The organism is Nitrospirae bacterium CG2_30_53_67 (genome assembly GCA_001873285.1).
Classification (GTDB): domain Bacteria; phylum CG2-30-53-67; class CG2-30-53-67; order CG2-30-53-67; family CG2-30-53-67; genus CG2-30-53-67.
The window spans coordinates 1-5,848 of sequence record MNYV01000099.1; the positions used below are offsets into that span (position 1 = coordinate 1).

Genomic DNA, 5,848 nt, shown 5'->3' on the forward strand with positions numbered 1-5,848 from the left:
TGCAGTTTCTGAACGGGAGGAAAAAACTGGATGGGTATCCGGTTTTTTCGTTGATGAAATTTTAACAGTTACTATTTGAATGGAGATGCTTATGCCTGAGAGATACCTGTTTACGTCGGAGTCCGTCACCGAAGGCCACCCGGACAAGATCGCCGATCAGATCTCCGATTCCATCCTGGATGCCATCCTGGACCAGGACCCGAACGGCCATGTGGCTTGCGAAACCCTGGTCACCACGGGGCTGGCCCTTGTGGCCGGCGAGATCACCACGACCTGTTACGTGGATATTCCCAGGGTCGTGCGGGAGACCATCAAGGACCTGGGATATACGCGGGCCAAATACGGTTTCGACTACGAGACCTGCGCGGTGGTCACCTCCATCCAGGAGCAGTCCCCGGATATCGCCATGGGAGTCAACCGGGGAAAGGAAGAAGAGCAGGGGGCCGGCGATCAGGGCTTGATGTTCGGTTATGCCACGAATGAGACCCCGGAGTATATGCCGCTTCCCATCAGTCTGGCCCACAAACTGACCCGGAAGCTTGCCGAACTCCGCAAAGAGGACGTCCTCGAATACCTCCGGCCCGACGGTAAGTCTCAAGTGACCGTGGAATATGAGAATGGGACTCCGAAACGGGTACATACCATTGTCATATCCACGCAGCACAGCCCGGATGTGACGCTCAAAGAGATTCGGGAAGACATGATTGAGAAGGTCATCAAACCGGTCATCCCGCCGGATCTGCTCGATGAGGAAAATATTACTTACCATATCAACCCGACCGGGCGTTTCGTGGTCGGCGGTCCTCAGGGGGACTGCGGCCTGACCGGGAGAAAGATCATCGTCGATACCTACGGCGGCGTGGGAAGCCACGGGGGCGGATGTTTCTCAGGCAAAGATCCTTCCAAGGTGGACCGTTCCGGCGCCTACATGGCCCGATATATCGCCAAGAATATTGTGGCCGCGGGAATCGCCAAGAAATGCGAGATCCAGCTTGCCTATGCCATCGGCGTGGCCCAGCCGGTTTCCGTGCATATCGACGGCTACGGCACCGAGAAGATCCCTCACCAGAAGATCGTAGAGATGGTACGCAAACTCTTTGATATGCGTCCCGCCAAGATTATTAAAAAGCTCGACCTCAAACGGCCGATCTACAAAGCCACTGCGGCGTATGGGCATTTCGGCAGAAGCCCCGAAGGGATCCTCTGGCGCAAAGGAGACGGCTTTACCTGGGAGAAGACCGACATGGCCGATGAGTTGAGGCGGCTGGCGGGACTGTAAAACAGTAGGCAGTAGATATATATCATTGCATAATTAAAGCGGCATAAATGTTATTCTTAACGTTGCATAGTATACTTATCTTGTCTGCGCTGTCGTCATTGCCCGACCCTCCGATCAAGTCGGAAGGCAAGCTTAATCGTGGGATCGGAGGGCATGCTTGATCGGGCAATCCATGGTTCGACAAGCTCGCCATGACAATTGTCACCCTGAGCCTGTCGAAGGGTGGATTCTCCGGTCAAACCGGAGGAGGAGAATGACAATATGCAGCCTTAATAGAGGAAGGAGTTGTGATGAGTACGGAAATAAAAGCAAGGTGTGATGTGGCGGCCCCGGAGCGCGCCGCGGAAGGAAAGCGAAGGATCGAGTGGGCCGATCAGGATATGCCGGTGCTCCGGGAGGTGCGGAGACGGTTTGAAAAAGAACTTCCCTTGAAGGGGATGAAGATGTCGGCCTGTCTTCACGTGACCGCAGAGACGGCCAACCTGGTCCGGACGCTCAAGGCGGGCGGGGCCGATCTCCTGCTCTGCGCATCCAATCCCCTCTCCACGCAGGATGATGTGGCCGCGGCCCTTGTTCAGGAATACGGTATCCCGGTTTTTGCAAAGAAAGGCGAGGATCGGGACACCTTTTACCGGCATATCGAGGCGGCCGTGGCGCACAGCCCCAACATGACCATGGATGACGGTGCGGATCTCGTCTCGTCGATCCTTTCCAGGCATCCGGAACTGGCCGGGCAGATCGTCGCGAGCATGGAGGAGACGACCACCGGCGTGATCCGGCTCAAGGCCATGGAGAGGGACCATGCCCTTCTCTTCCCGATCATTGCGGTTAATGACGCGGACACCAAACATCTCTTCGACAACCGTTACGGCACCGGCCAGTCCACGGTGGACGGCATTATCCGCGCCACGGACATCCTCCTCGCCGGCAAGACCGTGGTAGCGGCAGGGTACGGCTGGTGCGGCAGGGGATTTGCCATGCGGGCCAAAGGCATGGGCGCCAACGTGATCGTTACGGAGGTGGATCCGATCAAGGCGATTGAAGCGGCCATGGACGGCTTTCGGGTGATGCCGATGATTGAAGCGGCCCGGCGGGCCGACCTGATCTGTACGTTGACCGGTGACATCCACGTGGTCCGGGCGGAACATTTCAAGGTGATGAAGAACGGCTGTATGATCTGCAACTCAGGCCACTTTGACGTGGAGATTGATCTTGTGGCCTTGAAGAAGACGGCCGTAACGGTCCGAGAGGGTGTGAGGAACTTTGTGGATGAATATATGATGGACGATGGAAGAAAGATCTTCGTCCTTGCCGAGGGGAGACTGATCAATCTCTCGGCTGCGGAAGGGCATCCGGCGTGCGTCATGGATATGAGTTTTTCCACGCAGGCACTGGCCTCGGAATACGCCGTGAAGAACAAGGGGAAACTGGGCAAGAAGGTCTACGATGTTCCCAAGGAAATCGATTCCTGGGTCGCCTCTCTGAAACTCAAGACCATGGGGATCAGCATCGATCAACTGACTGATGAACAGAAAAAGTATCTCTCTTCATGGGATATGGGGACGTAAAGAATTAGGATCATCTCCAAAAGAGTGGGTGAAAACATCAGGGGTCAAGCCCCGTCAGAAGTTTCACAAATAAATAAAGTGGATCAAAAAGCACAAGGAATACTGTAAAGAACGGAACTTCTAACGGGGCAAGGGGTCAAGGATTCCAGGGGTCAAGTGAAGTGCTTTTCAAGACTTGAGGGTCCGAGGGTCCAAGGATTCAAGGGGTCGAGTGAAGTGCTAAAAACATCAGTGGTCAAGGGTTTTAGTGTTTTTCTCTGAAGATTTTGCTTGCGTTCTTGTACTCGGTTTACCGGTATCAGTATTTCACTTGACCCCTTGAACCCTGGAATCCTCGAACCCTTTTTACCCACTTTTGCATTTTGATCTTTGGTTTTTTATCTTTCTTTGGAAACCATGTCTCTATTGCTGAGTGAAATTCGGCTGACGCCTGACCAGGATGCCTTGGATCTGAAACAGGTTGTGGCCGGTCTCATGCAGATACCCCTCGCCGAGATCATGTCTTTCCGGATTGTCCGCAGGTCCATTGATGCGCGTCAGGATGTGCGGATCCTCTATCAGATAGAGATTTCCGTTCCGGATGAGGAGAACCTGCTCCGGAGATTCCGGGAAACCGGCGGGGTGCGGGTCGAGCGCGCAAAACCCTCACCGGTCTTCCCGCTCATAAGACCCATCCGGTTTGAAACAAGGCCTGTGGTCATCGGATTCGGTCCGGCGGGGATTTTTGCCTCCCTGATCCTCGCCCGTTCCGGGGCGAAACCCATCATCCTGGAACGGGGGCGCCGCATGAAGGAACGCATCGGGGACGTGCAGGCCTTCTGGTCTGAAGGGGCTTTCCTCCCCGACAGCAATGTCTGTTTCGGCGAAGGCGGAGCGGGGACGTTTTCGGACGGGAAACTCACGACCGGAAAGAGAGCCCGGGAGATCCCCTGGATTCTGCAGGAACTGGTTGATGCAGGAGCGCCCTCGGAGATCCTTTATGAATCCCACCCGCATATCGGAACCGACCGGCTGAGGAGCGTGATCGTCACCCTTCGTGAAAAAATCGAATCCGCAGGCGGTGAGGTTCGATTCAAAAGCCGGATGACGGACCTCGTGGTTTCCGACGGCGTGGCGCGGGGCGTCATCGTCAACCATCAGCAGGAGATCGAGACCGATACCGTCATTCTCGCCCTGGGTCACGGGGCCGGGGATACCCTTGAGGCACTCCTTGGATCCGGGGTCCGGATGGAACCCAAACCGCTGGCCGTGGGGCTGCGCATAGAACACCCGCAGGAAATCATCGACCGGGCGCAGTACGGCCGGTGGGCGGGACACAGGCGCCTTGGCCCCGCGGATTACCGTTTGACCTTCCGGGATAAGATTCTGGGCCGCGGGGTTTATTCCTTCTGCATGTGCCCCGGCGGGAAGGTGATCGCGGCGAATGCAGAGCCGGAAAGCGTGGTCACGAACGGGATGAGTTCTTATCACAGAGCAAGCGGCCATGCCAACAGCGGTCTGGTCGTCACCGTTCATGGAGATGATTTCGGCGGTTCTCAGCCGCTCTCCGGCCTTGCCTTTCTCCGAGGAATGGAGAAGGCCGCCTTTCAAATGGGGGGAGGGGATTATTCGGCCCCGGCGCAGCGGGTCACGGACTTTCTGCGGGACAAGAGATCTGCGGCGCTCCCTCCGGTGACCTATCGTCCCGGCGTGGTCCCGGCGGATCTCATGGGGCTGCTCCCGGATTTTGTCACCCAGGGTCTCAAGCGGGCCCTTTATGCATGGGGGCGCAGGATTTCAGGATTCCTCTCGGATGAGGCCGTGCTGATCGGGATTGAGACCCGGACCTCCTCCCCGGTGCGGATGCTCAGGGGTGGAGATTACGCCTCCATCAGCGTGAAAGGGCTCTATCCCGTGGGAGAAGGGGCCGGTTACGCCGGGGGGATTGTCAGCTCAGCCCTGGATGGGGTACAATGTATACGATCTATTTTGCAAAGCAAGGGGATCAAGAGACATGAGAGCGAAGTTCAGGAACACGGAATACGGCGTTGAGCTTGAGAAGACCATCACCGAACTCACTCATCTCTTCTTCGAGACCGAAAAGAGCAGGAATTTAAAGACCCGCTTTGAGAATCCCCATCTGGTCAAATGCTGGGAGAAGACGGGCTGTACCCGCAGGGAATGCCCGGCCTATGGGGCCGAGAATTTACGCTGCTGGCAGATCGCCGGGACGCATTGCGGGGATACGATTGTGGGGAGCCGCGCCCGCCTCCTTCAGGACTGCAAGGACTGTGAGGTCTTCAAGGCCTCCACACGGGAACCGGCATCCGATCTGGGCGAGCTCTTTAATAATATGATGTTTATCCTGGAGAGCAGCGACCAGAGCAAGTACAAGGAATGCTACATTAAATTCGAAGGCGTGGTCAACGAGATGTCCCGGCTTTTTTTTGAGGCCGAAGAGCACAAGGATTTCAAGACCCGCTTTGAGAATCCCCTTCTGGTGAAATGCTGGGAGTACACGCACTGTACCCGAGAGGGATGTCCGGCCTATGGTTCAAAGAACCGCCGCTGCTGGCAAATCGCCGGCACCCATTGCGGAGAGAAGGTGGTGGGGAAGAATGCCCGTCTCCTGGATGACTGCAAGGATTGTGACGTGTTCAAGTTGTCCACCCAGGATTCCATGGCCGAGTTGGGAGAACTTTTCAACAACATGATGTTTACCCTGGAACAGAGGATGGAGCAGATCAGGGAGGCCGAGCTGGATCTGGAAAAGAGGATCGAGGAGGCCACGGTTCAGCTCAAGGAGTCACAGGCCCAGTTGATTCAAAAGGAGAAGATGGCCGGCGTGGGGCTTCTGGCCTCCGGCATCGCTCATGAGGTCGGGAATCCGCTCACGTCCATCTCTTCTCTGGTTCAATTGATCCAGAGAAAGACGGACGACCCTGTGAGTCAGGAAAGGCTCAGCCTGATTCGCAAACATATCGACCGGATCTCGGAAATTGTGCGGGAACTGGTAGACTTT

At 56.1% G+C, this 5,848-nt stretch carries 3 protein-coding genes and 1 pseudogene; all 4 read left to right on the forward strand.

Annotation, left to right across the window (positions count from 1 at the left end; all coding sequences use genetic code 11):
• Window positions 1-91: 91 nt before the first annotated feature.
• The 4 genes and pseudogenes from AUK29_06200 to AUK29_06215 all read left to right on the forward strand — a co-directional run bounded on the left by AUK29_06200 (window position 92) and on the right by AUK29_06215 (window position 5,848).
• Window positions 92-1,279: a methionine adenosyltransferase gene (locus AUK29_06200; GenBank protein ID OIP63620.1), complete on the forward strand. Its 1,188-nt coding sequence runs from the start codon at window positions 92-94 to the stop codon at window positions 1,277-1,279.
• Window positions 1,280-1,569: 290 nt separating this feature from the next.
• Window positions 1,570-2,847, forward strand: a complete 1,278-nt coding sequence (locus AUK29_06205; GenBank protein ID OIP63621.1) for an adenosylhomocysteinase — start codon at window positions 1,570-1,572, stop codon at window positions 2,845-2,847.
• 396 nt (window positions 2,848-3,243) lie between these two features.
• Entirely contained in the window at window positions 3,244-4,878 is a 1,635-nt protein-coding gene (locus tag AUK29_06210) for a hypothetical protein (GenBank protein OIP63622.1), read from the forward strand.
• Window positions 4,841-5,848 (forward strand): annotated as a pseudogene (locus tag AUK29_06215) (hypothetical protein). Before AUK29_06210 ends, AUK29_06215 begins: the two are co-directional and overlap by 38 nt.